At 33.4% G+C, this 16718-nt stretch carries 29 protein-coding genes; 4 read left to right on the top strand and 25 right to left on the bottom strand.

Going from position 1 to position 16718, the window contains the following annotated elements:
* Window positions 1-7: 7 nt before the first annotated feature.
* The 3 genes from MHB37_RS12520 to MHB37_RS12510 all read right to left on the bottom strand — a co-directional run bounded on the left by MHB37_RS12520 (window position 8) and on the right by MHB37_RS12510 (window position 2385).
* On the bottom strand, window positions 8-379 hold the full coding sequence (locus MHB37_RS12520; RefSeq protein ID WP_405169396.1) for a YolD-like family protein: 372 nt from the start codon (window positions 377-379) through the stop codon (window positions 8-10).
* Window positions 376-1617 carry a DNA polymerase IV gene (locus MHB37_RS12515; protein WP_405169395.1) on the bottom strand — a complete coding sequence of 414 codons (1242 nt, stop codon included), beginning with the start codon at window positions 1615-1617 and terminating at the stop codon, window positions 376-378. Before MHB37_RS12515 ends, MHB37_RS12520 begins: the two co-directional genes overlap by 4 nt.
* Window positions 1618-1968: 351 nt before the next feature.
* Window positions 1969-2385: a GTP pyrophosphokinase gene (locus tag MHB37_RS12510; RefSeq protein WP_405169394.1), complete on the bottom strand. Its 417-nt coding sequence runs from the start codon at window positions 2383-2385 to the stop codon at window positions 1969-1971.
* A 167-nt stretch (window positions 2386-2552) separates the two neighbouring features.
* Between MHB37_RS12510 and MHB37_RS12505 the strand changes: the two genes are divergently transcribed.
* The gene (locus MHB37_RS12505; RefSeq protein WP_405169393.1) at window positions 2553-3677 is read left to right on the top strand and encodes a hypothetical protein; all 1125 of its coding nucleotides are present in this window, start codon (window positions 2553-2555) and stop codon (window positions 3675-3677) included.
* A 58-nt stretch (window positions 3678-3735) separates the two neighbouring features.
* Here the strand turns inward: MHB37_RS12505 and MHB37_RS12500 are convergent, their stop codons facing one another.
* The gene (locus tag MHB37_RS12500; RefSeq protein ID WP_405169392.1) at window positions 3736-3963 is read right to left on the bottom strand and encodes a hypothetical protein; all 228 of its coding nucleotides are present in this window, start codon (window positions 3961-3963) and stop codon (window positions 3736-3738) included.
* 113 nt (window positions 3964-4076) lie between these two features.
* Here MHB37_RS12500 and MHB37_RS12495 point away from each other — a divergent pair, with 113 nt between their 5' ends.
* On the top strand, window positions 4077-5186 hold the full coding sequence (locus MHB37_RS12495; RefSeq protein WP_405169391.1) for a hypothetical protein: 1110 nt from the start codon (window positions 4077-4079) through the stop codon (window positions 5184-5186).
* A gap of 39 nt (window positions 5187-5225) precedes the next feature.
* Here MHB37_RS12495 and MHB37_RS12490 read toward each other — a convergent pair whose 3' ends face one another.
* The 5 genes from MHB37_RS12490 to MHB37_RS12470 form a co-directional block, all read right to left on the bottom strand.
* The gene (locus tag MHB37_RS12490) at window positions 5226-5513 is read right to left on the bottom strand and encodes a hypothetical protein (protein ID WP_405169390.1); all 288 of its coding nucleotides are present in this window, start codon (window positions 5511-5513) and stop codon (window positions 5226-5228) included.
* Entirely contained in the window at window positions 5494-5742 is a 249-nt protein-coding gene (locus MHB37_RS12485; RefSeq protein ID WP_405169389.1) for a hypothetical protein, read from the bottom strand. The genes MHB37_RS12490 and MHB37_RS12485 overlap by 20 nt, the downstream gene beginning before the upstream one ends.
* 999 nt (window positions 5743-6741) lie before the next feature.
* Window positions 6742-7824, bottom strand: coding sequence for a hypothetical protein (locus MHB37_RS12480; protein WP_076130848.1), 1083 nt, complete (start codon window positions 7822-7824; stop codon window positions 6742-6744).
* 167 nt (window positions 7825-7991) lie between these two features.
* A complete protein-coding gene (locus MHB37_RS12475; protein ID WP_405169388.1) occupies window positions 7992-8663 on the bottom strand; it encodes a hypothetical protein in 672 nt (223 codons plus the stop codon).
* Between the two features lie 60 nt (window positions 8664-8723).
* Window positions 8724-9779 carry a hypothetical protein gene (locus MHB37_RS12470; RefSeq protein ID WP_405169387.1) on the bottom strand — a complete coding sequence of 352 codons (1056 nt, stop codon included), beginning with the start codon at window positions 9777-9779 and terminating at the stop codon, window positions 8724-8726.
* Window positions 9780-9880: 101 nt separating this feature from the next.
* Between MHB37_RS12470 and MHB37_RS12465 the strand changes: the two genes are divergently transcribed.
* Window positions 9881-10225 (top strand): hypothetical protein, encoded by a 345-nt coding sequence (locus tag MHB37_RS12465; protein ID WP_405169386.1) that lies wholly within the window; start codon window positions 9881-9883, stop codon window positions 10223-10225.
* 50 nt (window positions 10226-10275) lie between these two features.
* Here the strand turns inward: MHB37_RS12465 and MHB37_RS12460 are convergent, their stop codons facing one another.
* From MHB37_RS12460 to MHB37_RS12445, 4 genes are all read right to left on the bottom strand, one after another.
* Entirely contained in the window at window positions 10276-10668 is a 393-nt protein-coding gene (locus MHB37_RS12460; RefSeq protein WP_405169385.1) for a hypothetical protein, read from the bottom strand.
* A 216-nt stretch (window positions 10669-10884) separates the two neighbouring features.
* Window positions 10885-11340 carry a hypothetical protein gene (locus tag MHB37_RS12455; RefSeq protein WP_405169384.1) on the bottom strand — a complete coding sequence of 152 codons (456 nt, stop codon included), beginning with the start codon at window positions 11338-11340 and terminating at the stop codon, window positions 10885-10887.
* A gap of 30 nt (window positions 11341-11370) precedes the next feature.
* Window positions 11371-11649, bottom strand: coding sequence for a hypothetical protein (locus tag MHB37_RS12450; RefSeq protein WP_405169383.1), 279 nt, complete (start codon window positions 11647-11649; stop codon window positions 11371-11373).
* Window positions 11650-11741: 92 nt separating this feature from the next.
* Window positions 11742-12026 carry a hypothetical protein gene (locus tag MHB37_RS12445; RefSeq protein WP_405169382.1) on the bottom strand — a complete coding sequence of 95 codons (285 nt, stop codon included), beginning with the start codon at window positions 12024-12026 and terminating at the stop codon, window positions 11742-11744.
* Between the two features lie 101 nt (window positions 12027-12127).
* On the opposite strand from MHB37_RS12445, the gene MHB37_RS12440 reads away from it, so the two are divergent.
* Window positions 12128-12751, top strand: coding sequence for a hypothetical protein (locus tag MHB37_RS12440; RefSeq protein WP_405169381.1), 624 nt, complete (start codon window positions 12128-12130; stop codon window positions 12749-12751).
* 31 nt (window positions 12752-12782) lie between these two features.
* Here the strand turns inward: MHB37_RS12440 and MHB37_RS12435 are convergent, their stop codons facing one another.
* From MHB37_RS12435 to MHB37_RS12380, 12 genes are all read right to left on the bottom strand, one after another.
* On the bottom strand, window positions 12783-13013 hold the full coding sequence (locus tag MHB37_RS12435; protein ID WP_405169380.1) for a hypothetical protein: 231 nt from the start codon (window positions 13011-13013) through the stop codon (window positions 12783-12785).
* Between the two features lie 32 nt (window positions 13014-13045).
* Window positions 13046-13222, bottom strand: a complete 177-nt coding sequence (locus MHB37_RS12430; RefSeq protein ID WP_405169379.1) for a hypothetical protein — start codon at window positions 13220-13222, stop codon at window positions 13046-13048.
* Window positions 13223-13414 carry a hypothetical protein gene (locus MHB37_RS12425; RefSeq protein ID WP_405169378.1) on the bottom strand — a complete coding sequence of 64 codons (192 nt, stop codon included), beginning with the start codon at window positions 13412-13414 and terminating at the stop codon, window positions 13223-13225.
* Window positions 13415-13452: 38 nt separating this feature from the next.
* Entirely contained in the window at window positions 13453-13683 is a 231-nt protein-coding gene (locus MHB37_RS12420; RefSeq protein WP_405169377.1) for a hypothetical protein, read from the bottom strand.
* Window positions 13684-13718: 35 nt separating this feature from the next.
* Window positions 13719-14054, bottom strand: a complete 336-nt coding sequence (locus MHB37_RS12415) for a hypothetical protein (RefSeq protein WP_405169376.1) — start codon at window positions 14052-14054, stop codon at window positions 13719-13721.
* Window positions 14055-14268: 214 nt separating this feature from the next.
* Window positions 14269-14514 carry a hypothetical protein gene (locus MHB37_RS12410; RefSeq protein WP_405169375.1) on the bottom strand — a complete coding sequence of 82 codons (246 nt, stop codon included), beginning with the start codon at window positions 14512-14514 and terminating at the stop codon, window positions 14269-14271.
* Complete coding sequence (locus tag MHB37_RS12405) at window positions 14504-14761, bottom strand: hypothetical protein (RefSeq protein WP_076130819.1); 258 nt, start codon at window positions 14759-14761, stop codon at window positions 14504-14506. The genes MHB37_RS12410 and MHB37_RS12405 overlap by 11 nt, the downstream gene beginning before the upstream one ends.
* A gap of 174 nt (window positions 14762-14935) precedes the next feature.
* Window positions 14936-15247: a hypothetical protein gene (locus MHB37_RS12400; RefSeq protein ID WP_405169374.1), complete on the bottom strand. Its 312-nt coding sequence runs from the start codon at window positions 15245-15247 to the stop codon at window positions 14936-14938.
* A 37-nt stretch (window positions 15248-15284) separates the two neighbouring features.
* Entirely contained in the window at window positions 15285-15458 is a 174-nt protein-coding gene (locus MHB37_RS12395) for a hypothetical protein (RefSeq protein WP_179088828.1), read from the bottom strand.
* Window positions 15455-15604, bottom strand: a complete 150-nt coding sequence (locus tag MHB37_RS12390; RefSeq protein ID WP_179088827.1) for a hypothetical protein — start codon at window positions 15602-15604, stop codon at window positions 15455-15457. The genes MHB37_RS12395 and MHB37_RS12390 overlap by 4 nt, the downstream gene beginning before the upstream one ends.
* Before the next feature lie 15 nt (window positions 15605-15619).
* The gene (locus MHB37_RS12385; RefSeq protein ID WP_405169373.1) at window positions 15620-16153 is read right to left on the bottom strand and encodes an AAA family ATPase; all 534 of its coding nucleotides are present in this window, start codon (window positions 16151-16153) and stop codon (window positions 15620-15622) included.
* Window positions 16153-16674 carry a 3D domain-containing protein gene (locus MHB37_RS12380; RefSeq protein WP_405169372.1) on the bottom strand — a complete coding sequence of 174 codons (522 nt, stop codon included), beginning with the start codon at window positions 16672-16674 and terminating at the stop codon, window positions 16153-16155. The genes MHB37_RS12385 and MHB37_RS12380 overlap by 1 nt, the downstream gene beginning before the upstream one ends.
* Window positions 16675-16718: the final 44 nt, after the last annotated feature.

Genomic DNA, 16718 nt, shown 5'->3' with positions numbered 1-16718 from the left:
TAAAGAATTAATCCTCATATAGTTCTGAGATGTCGCTGCCTTCATTTAAAATCACTACTGACATAATCTCATCTAAATCAATCCATTCATAACCATTCTTAATCTCTATCCTCAACTTACCCGTTATCTCACTCACTGTAGTAATGATTCCGACTATCCTTCTAGCTTCATAAGCCCCAAATATCTCAACTATAACTTCATTTTTGCAATTAATAGAAGATGAAATGTTTTGTGATATAATGTCTTTTTCATCACTATGTATTAAGGGCTTTGTTTTAACTCCTAGATCAATACGATGTTCATTTATTCTCTCTTTATGTTGTGGCAGCATCATTCTACTAGCCTCCCAAATACCGTTTCCCTGAAGTTTTTTAGTCATTTATAGTGTCCTCCTATCTTAGCTGCTCTGTCAACAGCCTGACCCGCATCCGTCAATGAACTTGCTCTTAGAATGGCAATGTCTCCATACCTATCTTTAATTTCATCCATTACTTTGTCTACGGCTTTTTTGCGTTCTTTATTATCAAAAAAACTCAATTGATAAATATCATCTTTTGCGAGATCACCTAAAGAGACACCCACTCTTCTCACTGGTTGTCTATCCCAATTAGCATAAAACAATCTTTTCACAATATCATATACATCCAAGGTAATATTGGTTGGATCAACGTTAATTTGTTTATGAAATCCCGTTGGATGATCGAAGTCTGCTCCAGAAATACTTAATGACACTACAGAGCCCATTAAACCCTTCTTCCTAGCCCTCCTACATACCTCAGAGCAAATATCCAATATAACAACCTCTATTTCATCTGCTGTTCTGTAATCCCTTGGTAGCGTCATTCCATTTCCTATTTCCTTTTGCATACTGTGGGTGTTAACTGACACTGGAGAACTATCTATCCCGTTTGCGGTTCTCCAAATGACTTCACCATTAACCCCCCACTTCTTTCGTAGCAAAGATAATGGTGTTTTGGCTAAATCTCCTATCGTGTGTATGCCCATTTTAAAAAGATGTTTACCCATCCTAGATCCAATTCCCCACATCTCTCTAACTGGTTGATCCCAGATGTATTTCTCTAAGTCCGATTTTTCCAACTGAAAAACACCATCGGAAATTTTCTTCGCAATGATGTCACAGCATACCTTACTCAGTATTTTATTTTCCCCAATACCTGCGCGCGCGTATATTTCTGTATCGTTGAATATTTTAGCTTGTATTTGCTTGGCTAGATCAATCGGATTATCTGCAAACAAATGCATAGACCCAGTAAATTCACAAAACATCTCATCTATACTATATGGTTCCACTAAATCTGTATACTGTTCAATGATCTTCATAATTTGCATAGAAACATCAATATAATCCTGCATATGAGGTCTTACAATAATTAATTCAGGACATTTTTGTAAAGCTTGCCACAAAGTTTCAGCAGTTTTGACTCCTTTTGCTTTGGCCAATGGGCAAGCAGCCAATATTATTCCAGATCTTCTAGCTGGATCTCCCGCTACCACTAAGGGCTTGTTATTATACTCAGGGTGTTTGGCTTTTTCCACACTTGCATAAAAACTTTGCATGTCAATCAACATCACCGTTCTTTGTTGTTTTTTTAACATGCTAACATCTCCTCATAAGAACATTTGTTTGTATATGTATTATATACCGAACACACGTTCTTTATGCAAGAGGTATTTTTTGTATTTACATTGAAACCTTCTCTTATGTAATGATTATTTCACTTATAAACATGAAATGATACTTTCATCAGGAACAATACTTCTCAACAAGCTTATAGATCATACCTGTATCGTTAAGAGAACCTGTTTCAGTCCATCCCTTTTCATCATTGTCAACACTCCATTCATGATCATCACACATAATTTCTAACCCACAAGAGTGTTAGAAAGTTTGCCAAGGGGTTGTTTCTGTAAAGCCATTATCAATTAGATATTTTCTTAACCCGTAATTCATTTTAACAACTCCTTCCATGCTTTCTTATACTTCTTAATTCGTTTGAAATCTTCTTCTGTTGGATTTTGAATTCTGTTCATGTCCATGTTGTCTTCGATATCAGCAATCTTTACCTTCCTAGCCAGTTCATTCTGTTTGCAACGCCTAATGAAGTCCATGTAAGACTCTTCATAACGAGAAAGGCAAATTATCGCAGAAACAATATAACGAGGAAATCTAAGTTCCGAAAGCATTGCTGGAGTAACGCTAGTATCTTCAATAACATCGTGCAATACTGCCACGATTCGCTCTTCGTCTGTTTTCATTTTAAGCATTACTCGCAAGGGATGAAGAATGTAGGAGTTTCCTCCTTTGTCTGTTTGCCCATTATGTGCATTGGTAGCAACTATAATCGCTGTATATAAATTACTCAAAAAATCATCTCCCCATATCTTTTTAATTCTTCCATTTACTCCGTATTTCTCGATCATTATATTCATAAAAGCCCAATTTCATCGGTCTTCTACAAATTCATTCCATAAATCTAAATTATGTGATACTTTAGAACCATACTAAAATTACCATTTGGAGTGATAATCAGGTGTATAAAAAGAATAACTCTGCTTTCATCATTGTTTTTTTAATGATTCTTCTTTTTTTCTCTAACTTATCTAGCATTGAAGCTGCCTCAAAAGTGATTCCCGCAAACTCTTATGTCTCAGAAGAGATAGCGGTTTTCTTTAATGGACAAATAATTATTTCCCCTAAGAAAACATATAATATAGATTCCGCAAAATACAGCGATACTTTTATTCCAATAAAACTAATTGATGAAATGTCGAATGCAACAGTCAATTTTTCAAAAACCATTACCATAAAAACAGATAATAAGCTTTCCGAGATTGATCAGTCTGATACATTTTTGTTCGATAATACTACATACATAACACTTAGTAAGTTCTACGAAGTTACTGGTTTCGCAGGAAAATACGCATACGAACCAAACTCATTATTTTTATGGAGTAATTCAGTCGGTGAGACAAATTCTAATAAACTCATCAGTCAAATTAATAACGTTTCTTATGACTTTCATAAATCGTTTATGGGTAAGAAAGTATATGTGTACAATGAGGATAAATTTGGTTGGGTCATTAGTATAGAAAAAACTCTTACTGGATTAACTTACTTTGAAATACAACTCAACAACGGAAAAGTTATCAAAGAATTAGCCATTAGTGAGAGACCAGATTCATTTTGCACTGAATTGGATTTTATAGCGTTAAACGGTACATTTAGTGGAAAGTATTTTTGGGCGAATAAAACAAAATTACCATCATCTAGTCCATTGATCAACATAGAGAAGGTATATTTCACCTCTTTAAAAATAAAAGGCAATGATATATTAATTACCGCAAAACGTCCGAATGGAGCTAATGTTTCTTTTAAAATCTCTGTTAATAGCGATCCTTATAAAAGTATAAGAAATAGTTTCTATAGTGAGAATCCAAAAACAACTTATCCCGGCTGGTCATCGGACATATGGAATAAAATTTCTCAACAAAAGATCTCCGTGGGTATGAACTTTGATCAAGTTCTCTTATCATGGGGTAGTCCTAACGATATTAATTCCTATACTAGTAAAAACTTAAAAATCGAACAATGGATTTATGGAGATACCTATCTTCACTTCTATAATGGTAAACTTGAATCTTGGTCTAAATATTGATGTCTCTACGAGGGCGGATCTTCTCCGCTCTCTTTTTATTATACTAAGTTGACTTCTCTTAGCACATATCATCACGCTGTTCAATATACCCTTTAAAATCTTCCCAATTTCTATCAAGTTCATTGATATTACAAGTAATGTATCTTTCTGTAATATCATTATCGATCAGCCCCTCCGAATACATTTGATACATAAGTTTAATATTGCTTAATGTCTCCATAAATAATTGAGTATAGCTTTTTGCACGGCTTAATCGATATTGGTTTAGTCCATGTTTGCAATCCATTATTATTTTCTCCTTTGATTATGAAATGTTCATTTCACTAAAATATTTTCCTATTTTTAGGTATCTTTATATGTTATTATACAGTTTTAACCTTAAAAATTTGGGGGTACAAAATGTTTAAAAAAATGAAATTTTTATTTAGTTCAATGTTGTTACTTACTTTACTCTTCGGCTTATCTCCACCCGCACAAGCAGAGTCAGGATACGATCTTGTGAGATCTTATGCTCCGCAGGAGACAGCAGTATTTATAGACGGGTCAATAAAAGTACTAGAACAAAAAACGTACCTAGCCGACGATGATAATTTATATGTTCCTGTAAAATTGTTGAATAATCTTCAAAACATCAAGATAACATATGACAAAAATATTGTGGTGACTTCTAACAAAGGAAATCTCACAATAAATAAAACAAATTCCCTAGTATATAAAAATTCAACCTATATCACCTTAAGTAAGTTTTTAGCCATTACAGGTTACTCTGCAAAACACCTTAAGGATGGAGCTTCTGTTTTTATATGGAGCGATAATGATGGTTACACCAAGTCGTACAAAATTATAAACAATTTAATCAAATCTCCTGATGGAGTTAAAAGTTATCTTGGCTCAAAAGTATTTGTTTACAAGAGTAATAAAGTTGGATGGGTTATTGATGTTAAGTATGTCGGATTCGGTTTAACCGATGTAACGATATTACTCAACAATGGAGATACTATTCAAGAGTCTATTTTCCAAATCCAACCCTCTACTTTTTGCACTTTTGATCAGTATCAATTAATCAAAACTGGTTACAGTGGAAAGTATTACTGGGCCAATTCCAATAAGCTACCGTCTTCCAGTCCTTTACATAATATCGAAAAGGTCTATTTTAATTCATTGGATTTAAAAGATGACAATCTGGTAATTAAGGTCACACGTGCAAACGGCAACCCTACTACATTAACCCTTCCTTTGCATGGATATCCATCATCTGATCTTTATGATGGGTTTTACTCTCAAAATCCTAAATCAATACACCCTGATTGGTCACAAGCTGTTTGGGATATAATCGCTGGTCATCGAGTGGCCTTAGGAATGAATGAAGAACAGGTGTTAATGTCTTGGGGAAATCCTAATGATATTAATAGTTACCATAGTTCTAACAAAACAATGGAACAATGGGTGTATGAACATAATTACCTATATTTCTATGATGGAAAGTTAAATTCACTTTCTTCACATTAAGTGGTCTTTGACCACTTTTTTCTATTTAAAATATGTATTTTAAATAGATTGTAATACTAGACTAACCTCTTTGGATAATTCGTTCTCGCCGACATATATGTTCTCGTATTGCAACAACAGTTCAGAGCCAGTAGCTTTGACTTTTGCCAAAGGGATTCTCATCTCACCCAATTCTCTAATTGTTCGACCAATAAGCATATCGTCGTCATTTGGTGATGCTGGAATACCTAATCTACCTCTACTGTCAATGAATCTTATTAGGGCTGCTTCTGCCGAAAGTAGATTAACAGGTGTGTTATATTGTTCATTAAATTCTGCTTTGTTCATTTTCAACTTCCTCCCCACTGTCCAAATCATCCAGTTCACAGCTGGAATCAACATAAAGATCAAAACTCCGCAAGAATACCGCCTCTGCATCAGTTAATTCTTCCTCCTCTTCTAATCTATCGTGTATCTCATTTGCTAAATCGAAAAGAGAATTCATCATTGCATCAAAACATTGATAATTGTAGTCTTCTCTTTCTTTCAAAAGTAATTCTTCTTGTTCTTTGTTCATAGCTTTATTCTCTCATATGTATTTTTAAATTAATTATCTATTGAGAATCCTATGCACTCATTAATCTCGTAACTATTTTCAAAGGTCTGCTGAATGTCGTCATCTGGATTGCTACATGTTTCGTAGCATTCATATACATTTTGTTGCATTGCGTCTCCACATTCATGCCAAAAGTGTTTGCATTTCAAGCAGACACTGCCTGTGTTTACTTTCATCCGTAATCTCCTCCATACTTTAATTTACTCTAATTCACTCTCATTTTCTACGTGATTCATCAACTGAGTTCTTTATGAAACACGCATTTAATTGTTTCTAATATATTTCTATTTTTTCTTACTGTGATACTCTTCAAAAGCTTTTTCTTCTTGTTTCATAAAACTTAATTCATGATCAGATCCATAGCCTGTTTCACAGCCAGACACATAATAATATTTCAAAATTCGTTATAGATTTTGTTTTTAATAAAAGGTATCTCTCTTCTCCTTTAATACTTCCATGTCATAGTCTGACTCAATAAACTTAAGACACTTTGGTCTGTTGCAGTCATTCCCTAAGTAGGTATAAATTTCATCCTTATTTTCTACAATAAAATTTATTCCCAGATACTCATTAATAATTGCTCTGATTCCTTTCTGTCACTACTCATCACTCCCTATATAATTATTGGTGGTATATAACCAATACAGTTACTTTATCAATTATAGAATATATTATATATGTTTACTTTAACAAAGAAATAAAAAATGAAGAGACCGTTAATTGGTCTCTTCATTTTTTATTTCTTTGTTAAACTACTTACCATATAACGAGTTAGAATTAAGGATATTAAAGCGGCAATGATCATATATGCGATTTCTATTAAACTTTGATACAGGTTTGATGATAGGTAAATTATATCGAAAATAAAGTACCTTCCAACCAAGTAAAAGATAAATGTAAGTGCTAAAAAAAGTAATATGCTTATTATGCCTTTGATAGTTTGTCACCACACTTCGTATCTTATTGTATTAAATAGTCTGATAGATTTGGGGCTACATCATTCGTTCTAGCTTCCAAAAGATAATCTAAAGTTTCAAATTCTCCGGCCTTATTAACTACTTTAAAATTGAGTTTCAAAACATCTCCAGTTGAGTATTTTTGTGTAAGATCACCTGAAAATGCCCATTCTAATACCTCTCCATCTTTCGCTTTAAACCCAAACACAGTTCTATCATTTTCTTTATCATAAACTAAAGTTTGAATTGTATCGGCTACGACAAGATTACTACCACTGTCATAATTTTTAAATTGTTGAACTTCTCTATTTAATATATTATCATACAGCTGATCTTGTAAGTCTATAATGCTTAAAACCTTTTCTCCGTCAAATTTATCACTTTTTTTGTGACTATTAGAAGGTATAAAATAGTAATTGCCTTCTATTTTTTTGGCTTGGTTCTCTATTCCAGCTGTATTTTTAAATGTATATATTTTATTAGTATCTTCTGCTATGGACCTTGAACCTATCCCACCATATTCAGCATCCCATACGCTCAACCACAGATCCCAATTCATTGTAGCATCGTCTATCCATCTTATCATATAGTTCCCGTGATGCTTTGCTGTATAGTAGGTATGTTGTTCATGTGTCGCTGTTTTACTAACCACATCTGTGTTATTGCTTTCATCTGTAATTAATACAGATATCTTATCGAGCCAATTTAAAACACTTGTTTCAGGCCATGTTTCAATAAGTTGGTTTATACCATTAATATATACTTGATGTCGCGCAGATGAACCATAGCCAGAATTGTTTTTATTGTTAAAACCTACTGTACCAGAACTAATTGTAATAACATGGTCATAAACTGTCTCTGTAGCCTCTCTATGAAATAACCAAGTATTTGTAGCATATTTAAGTACACCAAATCCTGCTTTAACCCACGTACCTGGCTGAATAGCCATTGGATCAACTAATTGACTCTCATTAAGCACTGTTAGATTTATTGAACTACTATCTTCTTGTGCATGTCCTGTACTTGCAAAGTTACCCAATACTACAACAGACGCCATAAATGTAGCTAATATCTTTTTAGATTTCATAAATACCTCCATTTTTATAGTTTTTATTTACAATTAGTTATTAACCACAAATGAGGTAAATAAAACCATTTATACAAAATTGGTGAGCAAATAACATTCTATTGACAATAGATTATATATCAATAAAAATACTAATAGAACAAATTATCAAGTGACACCGAGTAAAATTAATATTTAATCTTCCAATCATACTTCTCATCTTGCTTTTTCAAATCAATAAACTCAAGCGGATCACCAGTTACGCCATCAACGTAGATCATTTTACCATTGTGTTCTATCATTTTAAGTGTCTTCTTATACTCTCCCCATTTAACTTCTTCAGTTGTTTGAATGAATTCAGGACTGTTTTCTTTTACAAATTGAACAAATGCTGCATCATCTTTTGCCTTTCCAATCTCTTTACCATTAAGTGTTATGACAGGCTGTTGAGCGCGACATGTTAAGTTACGATAAGGTAATTTAACTGTTAAACTAAGCTTTTTAGGCTCCTTGTCTATGGCAACCAATTCTGTATTCTCGTGTTTTTCATTTAGGATTGTATTCATATGCCACAAGTGCAGATGTTCTTTGAAGAAAGCAATATCACTTTGATCCTTCTTAGTCGAATCTTCTTTCCATTGTTTTAGTTTCTCAACTTTAGCTTCTAGTGCTTGAATATTATTGTTTGCTACATTTTCAATCTCTGCTATCCTCTCTTCTTTATCATGAATTAAACTATCCGCCCATACCGCTAAATCCATCGAATTGATTCTCCATGTTTCGTCCTGCATGATATATCCGCTTTCATCTTGATCCTCAATCAAATCTTCTACTTCATTTTGATAGTCGTATGCTTCCACTAATCATTTCTCCCTTAATATGTATTTTGTATCCGATAAAACCTATCTTTCATCAACTTCTTATAGCATCTCACTCGCTATATCTTGGAGCAACTTTAGCTTCTCTTTTTTCGTGACCTTCAACTTCTGAACTTTTTCAAATCTACTTTCATAACTTCCACTTTTGTTCACTATGTATTCTCGTTGAATTTCAAAAGGGAAATTCATGTAATAAAACGGTGAGTAAGAATTATCATTAATTTTATCCTTAAATCTTTCTACAAACGTTGGCTCTAACTGAATGATATCTTTATTATTGTCGATAAATCTTTTATGGTCTTCCCAGATATTATTTAGTGGAATGAGTTTTACCATATCGAGTACTTGTTCTTGAGATAAACCTAAATATTCTTGAATTCTGAAAAAATTGCTTGCATTTGAACAATTATCCTTAATGGCTTTAAGTATATTCGTAAAATACTTTTCTTCCACTAATTTAGGGTTCTTTAAAAAAAGGTTCCATGGAATACATACGCCTGATTGCTTTTCAAACAATGTTTTGAGATCCCCATGATACATATTTACGTAGCGATAATAAAATCCCATATTTCCACTAAAATACTGACCATTTGTCATGCCCATTCTAGAAAGGCTGTTAAAAATAATATCTAATTCTACTTCCCCATAGTCAAATGGCAATTTAAAAGTTCTTGCCCATGACGGGTATTGAATCTCAAATAAATCTAATAGAGAGAAGACTTTGTTTCGATCAGGATAATATTTTGCTATTAATTTAAACCACACAGGAATTTTCTCGCTATCCATTCCACCAAAGTCTATGTCTATACTCTCAAAACCCAATAATGAAACAATAGTATAAATATTTTTGTCATTAACTTGTGATTTAAATACGCTAAATGCTTCACTTTGTTTATGCGTTTTCTTCAATTCATCTCTTTCATTTTTTATCTCAAGCACTTTCTGCACATCTTTCAAATGTTGATCTTCTAGCTGCTTCATTTTCTCGAAGAATTTTGAAGTCCGTTTAGTTACTTCAGCATCAACCATAGACGAAAACACATTTTCGATTTCTGAAGGTTCTCTTTCGTAATCATAGTAATCTGGTTCGTTGAACATTTTATATCTCCTTTTCTTGATCAAATTTAGATTTCATATGTGTAAACCAACATACATACTGAATATAGATGTGTTATCCTTTATTCAAGGAGGCTTTGCCAATGTTATACACTTCAAAAACCCACAACGTTTCCGTTCTATATCATGCGTACTGCAACTACTATGAGCCTTTAATCAATAAAAAAGTAAACATTACTGCCAAAGTTAATGGCATAGCACACAGCTTCAATCTCCCTTTTAGTCTAATTACAGATACTAACATCAGAATTGCAAGAATAATTTGGGAAGACCAAGAAGACTACCTACCATATGAGTTTTGGGAACCATCCATATTTCCAATACACTTTGAATATGACGATGGAAAAGATACACTTGAGATTTCAGGCAATTATAAAGGGCATACTGATTACTTAGTGACAATCAAACTACCCAATAAAGACTCTTAACTCCAACCACCTCAGGGTGGTTTTTTTATGAAAGTTTTATTTTATTATATTTAAAAGGTTCTATAAGGGGTATCAATATAGTATTCATTTTTCTCTCTGTATGTAGCATCACAATTAATCAGAGAATCAATATTATTTGTAAAAGCTAAATCATTTGTACATATATATTCAAATTCAAATGCTGGACGATTATGAATATAGCAAAAATCAAAGCGAAGTCTAGATCCATTCATAAAAAAATGATTTATTTTGACATCATCAAAAATACTGTCTTTTAATTCTATGTTCTTAAGTGAATACATAATTATTTCAATTAATTCTTTCTTTACTGCTCTATTATTAATATATATTTTCCTATTAACCTGATCGTTTACCTCATTCAAAAATTCAAAAATTTCCATGTTACCACTTCTATTATCACTACTCCATTTGAATCGATACATTCTTGTAATCTCCTTTTTTAAATTGAAATAAAATCATGGTTTTGTAATGTTATTTAATATTGAAATAGATTGAAATTACCAGAATTAGAGCAACAAAATTGTCAAGTAATCTTGGTGAAGTCCAACCATAAAACAAGACTTCTGCCCATTGCCACAAGAGACCAACAAATATGTATATGCATATCACAACGACAACTCTCATAAACAAGTCAAAACTCATTTATTTTTCCTCCTCTCTGTCCCATCCTCTTCCGTACTTCTTATAAGCAATGTTCGAGAGTTCAGTATATTTTCTTCGCCACTCATCTTTTGTTCATCAATTTCTAACTCTTGTCTCTTGGCCTTCTTAACTGAATAATTACCTTCAGCAAGCACACCAATGTAAGAAGGAATGTCATCTTTAACTTCTTTGTATAATTCCATAGGCATTACAAAGTAATTAAATTGACCAAAAAACGTTTTCTTTGCAGAACTGTAAAAGTCTGCTTTCGAAACTTTTACCTCGTAAAAACGCCAAATGCCTTTTGTATCATAAGTCATATAATCAACTCTCTTAGAACCAAACCAGCCGATTGTGACTTCAAAACAACCGAATGTGCCTTGTTTGTTAGTAAAGTTGAATAAATTTCGTTCTAATCTAGTTGTTAGCTCAGTTTTTGCAATTTTCATCATCCTCCTATCAAATTCTCCTTTTAAAAGGTCTTAGCAGAACGATCCAATATTCCGTCTCACTGTAAAATTGTTATCATTCAGCTCATCAATCAATTGTTCAATAGTTAAACTTCCATTATATTTACTCTTAATACCATCAATCAAAACATTCAATGCTTTATCTGGTTTACTCTTCTTTGTTTCAGGTTCTTTTACTAATATGTATTTAGTTAAGCCACCAGCCGATTCCTCAACCTTGATCTCGAAGCCTTCAACATACAATTCTTGAATACGTGCGTTATATCGTTTAGCAATCTTGGCTAAATCCACATTGGTTATTCCATTAGATCCAGCAGATCGAAGTAGATTGATTATTCGCTTTCGCTGCGACTCTGTTCTGACTTTAGTTTCAGTATCTATGGTTATTCCTCCCTTTGACTTTTCTTGTCTTCCCACATCTTCCGAAATCGTTCAGAGGCTGCTATTTTTTGTTCAGGTGACATCTCTCTCTTCTTTTGACTCTTTGTTCTAAAAGAGATTCGATTGCGTTCTACACGACAATACCAATTGCCTTCAATATCGATCTTGTAAGGCTCAAATCCCGCCTTTCGCATTCTAGTTTTTTCCTTACTAGAACTGCAAAAGATATGATACTGATTCGATTCCTCATCATAAGTTAAGACTGCCTCACGTTCGATTGCTTCCAAAATTCATTTCTCCTTTTTAATAAAACTTATTTTTGTTATAAAAGTCCTATGAAATTACTATAAGAATACATAATCTAAATTAAGAAAAGGAGCGTGAAAAATTGTTTAACATTGTTTCCCATGTTGCTGTTTCAATTGTTCTTATCCTCTATCTTTGGAGTATGAGAAAAACTTTTGCCCTAAAACCATCTAAGCGTAAGTTGGAATCTCTGAAAGGACAGACTTTAGTTCGCTACACTTCTGAATCGGTGGTATTAAATGAGACTGAGGTTCGATTAATCCCTGCTCAGGGGTTACTAGCAAACCTTTCTGCTGGCTGTAAACCAGTAATATGGTTATTTGTTGGTGAACCATCTGATCGACAAATGGCTTCTAACAGAATTACAAGCTATGATATTCAACTTAAATTATCGTTTGATCAACTCGACAAGAATTATGTACTTTACAGGGAGCATGATAATGTAATTGGCTACACCAAGGAATTCGAAGGGTTTGCTCATATTGTAAAAAGCCAGCACACTAAAGGTATTAAATTTAAGATATTAAAAACTTGGATTCTCGCGAAAGGTCTTTTAGAACTGTTGCTTTTCTTTTTTTGTCTAGTGTTCCTATTCGACATAGTTGGCTATGTATTAATCGGATTCTTCTATGTATTAATTTTCACCTTGAAAGGCATCGATAAAATCCATAAACATAAAGCCAGAAAACTTTCAGAGAACTCTTAATCTAGGGTTCTCTTTCTATAAAAGTTTCATTTCATTCGCCTTCTTTTAAGATTCCTTTGTTTACGATGTGCAGCACTCTGATTACTGCATCTTCAGTCTCATTCCAACTGTTATAGATGTCTGCTTTGCTCTCTGCTCTCTCAACTTCAGTATGATACTCTGCCCTCAAAATATCTGGAATAATCAACCCTTCTCTATCCAGATATCCTTTTTTAAGAATCTGTACAGCATATACTTCTTCAGTGTTAATACCTTTTTTCATTTATTTTATCAGCCTCTCTTAAGTGAACACTATTAGTCTTGATATTCTTCAAGCAGCTCGATTGCAAATTCTAAATCATAAATCTGATGCTTGACTTTAGTAATCGTTCTAGCCATAGCACTATCGTTTCTTTGCTCATATTGCACAACATCCTGTTTCTTTTCGTTTAAGTGTCCTTTTAAAAGAGTTAGTACGTATTCTCCTCGCATTCACACAGCCTCACTTTCGGATTGTGTTGCTTTCTTAATTCGTTCTTCAACCTGATCAAGATATGTATCCAAAAACAACTCTTGCCTAATATCTTCAGCGAATTTATAAGGAACTTCATTTTCAATAAAATCGGAAAGTTTTTTGTATCCCTCAATAATTTCCAATATATCCTTTGACAACTCTTTTTCCAATTTTCATTCTCCCTTTAAATTATGAAATGATGATTTCATTAAATTTGATAGTCAGCAACCAGTTCAATAGATTTAGGGAATTCCTCATAAAGCAAATTTGTTTGTCTTAAGTTAATTTGCACAACGTCTTCAAGTGGTTCTTTTAGCATTAAAATCGAGTCTGCCTCTCTCCATCCAATGTCATTCCATGCTTCACCATCTACATACAACATTCCATCATCTAAGTGGTTAAGTAAGAGGTCAACTCTTTTTCGGGCTACGTTTTGCATCAATACTCTCCTTTCTCTAAGAAAGATCCATTTCATCAAAAATAATGCACATGTTCTTTCAAACTATATTCTGTGGCTTGTGTTTCGCCATAATAATTTGGCGACACTAGTTTCATCATGATCAAATCGGTTGCTTCTAAATCCAATGCTAGAATTTTATCAATATACACATTTTGATATCTATATCCTCTACAACCTTTTGAATACTTTAGGGTGTGGAATGTACCAATCTTAGTTTTCACATAGTTGTTTGTTGTCAATAAGATATCACTACTCGGTAGCGAACTAACTAGTTCATTCATTTTATCCTCGGCTTTGGTTTGAGTATCAGAAAAAATAATGGTACTACAATGAATAGCATTTAAACTCAAATTTCTTTCTTCCTTTCTGGATAAAATATCAATTTCGATTGATGTTCATGTAAATCTTCATCCATTTTTTACATTTCCAGTAATTTGGTAATCACATAGAAATACTCATATAAATTTTGTACACTGAGATTGTAATCTTCTTTATAACCTTTTTCTTTCCTCCAGATTTGGGTAGTCTGGAGGCTTTTTTATCTAACTACTTAAAATCCTTATTTTATTCGAATGCATTTTCTTTAAATTCATTGAACGATACAGGAAATCCATATTCATAACACTCTTCTGTTGCTTCGTCAGTTAGAAATTTCATTCCTGTATTGAAGTACTTCCCTTGAAATTTCTCCAATATCTGAAGCCACACTGATGAGCTTATTTGTTCTGAAATGTCTTTTTTTTCACCGTTTATGTATAAGACTTCTGAATTTCCGTCTGCTGTACAAATCAAATAGATACTATTTTTCATATGCATCAATCCGTTTCTGAAGCTTTTTCTTTGTGCGCTGCTTTTTGGTTCGCTTTTGGATTTCTTGAAGACGTTGGATTTCAAAATTATTACTTGTTGTTGTTTTAATAGCGAAAGCACCACTTTTGAGTGATTCCCCTAGCAATGATCCCGATTCAGCAATTGAATTAGCGATTTCTCTCATTTTCATTTCCAATTCACCGTACTTTTGCTTTTTCTTAAATACATTAAAAATATTAAATCCCATATCAATCATTCTCCTCATTATTCTTATTTTTGTTTTTATAGCATTCCTTACCTGACACTTCCCACGGAGTTGACTTCAGGCATTTTAAACATCTACTCAATGTCTCTGATTCATACAATTCAGATCCGCATCTAATACAGGTACTTACACCAAATCCATAGTCTAAGTTATTGTTCATCGACATTGTTTCTCCATCTCCAAAACCTCAGACTCATACTCTTCCCACTCATCAAAACAGTTCTTGTAACTGGATAAATAATGACCATATCCATCAATAAAACTATCTAGTTCAATTGCGAGATAACTATTTCTCATAATCACGTCTACTCCACTCTCGTCGAAACAACCATCACCAACCACTTCTACAAATTGGGTTAGTCTATCAAAGTCCACCAAGACGTAGCTCAACACTTCTCCATTTTTTCTGTAAAGTCCGGTTTCATTCCTTTTTAAAAACTCATATAAATCAGCATCTACTTCAGCCATTTTCGTATAATCTCCCCCTTCTGATAAAACAGGAATTTCACAACCTTTTCAGCTCATCTACTAATTGTTGCACCTTAATTCCATATTCTTTCCGACTTTCTAAACTTGCTTCAATAACAGTGAGGACATCCATACCGTCAACCTTAACTCTTTGTACGATGTCCTTTACTGATGTCTCAGATATGTATTTAATTGTGTTTATCCGGTTCATTTCGCCTCATATCTATCCATTTCTCTCTCTATTGCATCACCAGCATCTCTAAGTTTGTCTCTGAGTTCGATCATGTCGCTATAAGTGAGATTGTTATCTTCCCAATCCATAAGAAGTTCCTTCAGAATATCTAAATTAACAGACATTATTATCACTCCTTCTTAATTTAAAGCTTCACCATTTTCTGTTTCGATGATGTTCTTAATAATCTCAACCGCTTTTTCAAAGTCATAATTAATAACCTGATAATCAAATCGCTTTTTCTTAAACTTAATTCCATCGGCAGTAATTCGACTTAGAATTTTATCAATACTATCTCCGCGTTCGTGCATTCGTCTCATTCGAGTCTTTTTATCAACTTTGATATAAATTGTGACAAACTCAATGTCATTGATCTTTTCTTTTAAATCCTTAATTCCATCTGGATCACACACATAAACATCGGTATGATGTATTTGTTCTAAAGTGCTGAAGTAATGATTTCCTTCGATATAGGAGTACGCTGCCACCTCACCATTTTTATCAAACTTCTCATAGTCTTTATTTGTACAAAACATATGACCATACTCGTCCTCATAACGTGGCTGACGTGTTGTGTATGACTGTAAAACATCATAACCATGTTCCTCTAGTGCTTTTGCAATCTCTGTCTTACCGGCTCCGCTATAAGCCATTAAAATAAATACTTTTTTCATTAATCTTTCTTCTCTCCCATCTTGATAACTTTGACTTTCACATTATATTTTCGACCAAAATTTCGAGCTTCTTGTAAATCTTCTATGAACAAATCTAGTTTGTGCCCTTTTATTGCTCCGCCTCTATCTTCGACAACACGCTCTCCAACACCATCAATATACAAAATTGTACCGAATGGAAACATTTCATCTGCTGATACAGTTCTACCTTCCTTTGTCATTTTGCCTGATGCTGTCTTAGCGTAATCCTTATCACCTTTTACTTTATTCGTTGATTCTTTTCCATTGGTGTACGCAGAGACTTCGAACAACATCCATTCCTCTTCTTTCTTAGTTTCTACTGCCACAGCTTTAGGCTTAACTTTTACAGCTTCTTTCTCCTTCTCAACCTTAACCGTCTGGACAACTTTCTTCTCAATTGGCATCGTGTTTTTTGATTCTCTAATTTCATTTGCTGTTTGGATATTTGATTGAGCCAATGCAAAAGTGAATATTAAAGATAGAATTATCTCTAGCATCATGACCTCCATAATTTTTAGATATAGCCCCACCTATTCAAGTGAGG

Origin of the sequence: Paenibacillus sp. FSL H3-0286, from assembly GCF_045040705.1 — a bacterium.
Taxonomy (GTDB): Bacteria; Bacillota; Bacilli; order Paenibacillales; family Paenibacillaceae; genus Paenibacillus_AQ; species Paenibacillus_AQ odorifer.
The sequence above is the reverse complement of the archived record's forward strand: the minus strand, read 5'-3'. Positions and strand labels throughout refer to the sequence as shown.

Excerpts from the sequence above, each read along its gene's own strand:
- MHB37_RS12520 (WP_405169396.1), bottom strand. The coding sequence starts at position 379 with ATGACTAAAAAACTTCAGGGAAACGGTATTTGGGAGGCTAGTAGAATG.
- MHB37_RS12515 (WP_405169395.1), bottom strand. The coding sequence starts at position 1,617 with ATGTTAAAAAAACAACAAAGAACGGTGATGTTGATTGACATGCAAAGT.
- MHB37_RS12500 (WP_405169392.1), bottom strand. The coding sequence starts at position 3,963 with ATGGATTGCAAACATGGACTAAACCAATATCGATTAAGCCGTGCAAAA.
- MHB37_RS12495 (WP_405169391.1), top strand. The coding sequence starts at position 4,077 with ATGTTTAAAAAAATGAAATTTTTATTTAGTTCAATGTTGTTACTTACT.
- MHB37_RS12490 (WP_405169390.1), bottom strand. The coding sequence starts at position 5,513 with ATGAACAAAGCAGAATTTAATGAACAATATAACACACCTGTTAATCTA.
- MHB37_RS12485 (WP_405169389.1), bottom strand. The coding sequence starts at position 5,742 with ATGAACAAAGAACAAGAAGAATTACTTTTGAAAGAAAGAGAAGACTAC.
- MHB37_RS12480 (WP_076130848.1), bottom strand. The coding sequence starts at position 7,824 with ATGAAATCTAAAAAGATATTAGCTACATTTATGGCGTCTGTTGTAGTA.
- MHB37_RS12470 (WP_405169387.1), bottom strand. The coding sequence starts at position 9,779 with ATGTTCAACGAACCAGATTACTATGATTACGAAAGAGAACCTTCAGAA.
- MHB37_RS12465 (WP_405169386.1), top strand. The coding sequence starts at position 9,881 with ATGTTATACACTTCAAAAACCCACAACGTTTCCGTTCTATATCATGCG.
- MHB37_RS12460 (WP_405169385.1), bottom strand. The coding sequence starts at position 10,668 with ATGTATCGATTCAAATGGAGTAGTGATAATAGAAGTGGTAACATGGAA.
- MHB37_RS12455 (WP_405169384.1), bottom strand. The coding sequence starts at position 11,340 with ATGATGAAAATTGCAAAAACTGAGCTAACAACTAGATTAGAACGAAAT.
- MHB37_RS12435 (WP_405169380.1), bottom strand. The coding sequence starts at position 13,013 with ATGAAAAAAGGTATTAACACTGAAGAAGTATATGCTGTACAGATTCTT.
- MHB37_RS12430 (WP_405169379.1), bottom strand. The coding sequence starts at position 13,222 with ATGCGAGGAGAATACGTACTAACTCTTTTAAAAGGACACTTAAACGAA.
- MHB37_RS12420 (WP_405169377.1), bottom strand. The coding sequence starts at position 13,683 with ATGCAAAACGTAGCCCGAAAAAGAGTTGACCTCTTACTTAACCACTTA.
- MHB37_RS12410 (WP_405169375.1), bottom strand. The coding sequence starts at position 14,514 with ATGAAAAATAGTATCTATTTGATTTGTACAGCAGACGGAAATTCAGAA.
- MHB37_RS12405 (WP_076130819.1), bottom strand. The coding sequence starts at position 14,761 with ATGGGATTTAATATTTTTAATGTATTTAAGAAAAAGCAAAAGTACGGT.
- MHB37_RS12400 (WP_405169374.1), bottom strand. The coding sequence starts at position 15,247 with ATGGCTGAAGTAGATGCTGATTTATATGAGTTTTTAAAAAGGAATGAA.
- MHB37_RS12395 (WP_179088828.1), bottom strand. The coding sequence starts at position 15,458 with ATGAACCGGATAAACACAATTAAATACATATCTGAGACATCAGTAAAG.
- MHB37_RS12390 (WP_179088827.1), bottom strand. The coding sequence starts at position 15,604 with ATGTCTGTTAATTTAGATATTCTGAAGGAACTTCTTATGGATTGGGAA.
- MHB37_RS12385 (WP_405169373.1), bottom strand. The coding sequence starts at position 16,153 with ATGAAAAAAGTATTTATTTTAATGGCTTATAGCGGAGCCGGTAAGACA.
- MHB37_RS12380 (WP_405169372.1), bottom strand. The coding sequence starts at position 16,674 with ATGATGCTAGAGATAATTCTATCTTTAATATTCACTTTTGCATTGGCT.